The following is a 1,165-nucleotide window of genomic DNA, read 5'->3' as shown; positions in this document are numbered from 1 at the left end:
AATGTACCGGGACCTGCTCACCCACCTGCCTGTGATCGTCGCCGTGGCCCGACGCGGCGGCTTTGCGCTTGCCGCCGCCGAACTCGGCATGAGCCCTTCGGCAGTCAGCCATGCGGTGCGCATTGTCGAAGAGCGGATCGGCCAGCCTTTGTTCGCACGGACGACGCGCAGCGTTTCGCTCACCGAGGCCGGCAAGGCGCTGGTGGAAACGGCGACTCCGGCCCTCCAGGATATTGCCGAGCGGATGGACCGTATCCGCAGCGTCAAAGGCAGGCCGTCTGGCCTGCTCAGGATCAACGCCTCCAACATCGCCATACCATTGGCGGTGACGCCGGTGGTCGCCGCGATGGCCGAGCGCTATCCGGAGGTTACGGTCGAGGTCTTCGCTGACCAGGGTCTGGTTGATATCGTCGGCGAAGGCTTCGATGCCGGCATCCGGCTTGGCGAGATGATCGCCCAGGACATGGTCGCGGTCCGGCTGACGCCGCCGTTCTCCGTCGTCATCGTGGCCTCGCCCGCTTATATCGGACGGCACGGCCGTCCCAGCAGCGTTGCCGATTTGGCGAGCCACAATTGTATTGGCTACCGGCTCGTCCGCTCCGGTGCGCTCTATCGCTGGGATCTGATCGAGGATGGCAAGGACATCGCCATGGAGACGCGGGGCAGCGTTGTCGTGACGGATTCGCTCGCAGCAATCGATCTTGCGCTTGCAGGCGTCGGGCTTGCCTATGTCTTCGAGCCGCTGGCGCGCGCCGATCTTGCCGCGGGCCGCCTGGTCCAGGTGCTGCCGCAGACGGCGATCGAGGAACCGGGGCTATTCCTCTATTTCCCGCGCCGGGCGTCAATGGCGCCGAAGCTCAGGGCCTTTATCGACACCGCACAAGAAATCGGCCGGGCATCCTTGCGGACACCCGGCCGAGTTGCCTGAGCTGAGAAGCCCCTTCAGGGGGCTATTTGTAAGGATTATTTCTTCACCGCAGCCGCGACTTCCGCCGCGAAATCGGTCTCTTCCTTTTCAATGCCTTCGCCGAGCGCAAAGCGCAGATAGGCGGAGATCTTGGCCGGAGCGCCGATTTCCTTCTCGGCATCCTTCAGTGCCTGCTCGACAGTGATGTCGGGATTGAGCACGAAGGCCTGCTTCAGGAGCACGACTTCCTCATAGAAC

General features: G+C 63.7%; 1 protein-coding gene and 1 pseudogene. One reads left to right on the top strand and one right to left on the bottom strand.

Annotation, left to right across the window (positions count from 1 at the left end):
* Position 1: 1 nt before the first annotated feature.
* Entirely contained in the window at positions 2–928 is a 927-nt protein-coding gene (locus EN914_RS36080; protein WP_024503352.1) for a LysR family transcriptional regulator, read from the top strand.
* Positions 929–963: 35 nt separating this feature from the next.
* On the opposite strand, the pseudogene EN914_RS36075 reads toward EN914_RS36080, so the two are convergent.
* A pseudogene (locus EN914_RS36075) lies at positions 964–1,165 on the bottom strand (elongation factor Ts); the annotation flags it as partial.

This window comes from Mesorhizobium sp. M7A.F.Ca.CA.001.08.2.1 (assembly GCF_003998455.1).
Lineage (GTDB): Bacteria > Pseudomonadota > Alphaproteobacteria > Rhizobiales > Rhizobiaceae > Mesorhizobium > Mesorhizobium ciceri.
The sequence above is the reverse complement of the archived record's forward strand: the minus strand, read 5'-3'. Positions and strand labels throughout refer to the sequence as shown.

Bases quoted from the DNA above. Each gene is read 5' to 3' on its own strand.
- EN914_RS36080 (WP_024503352.1), top strand. From the start codon at position 2: ATGTACCGGGACCTGCTCACCCACCTGCCTGTGATCGTCGCCGTGGCC.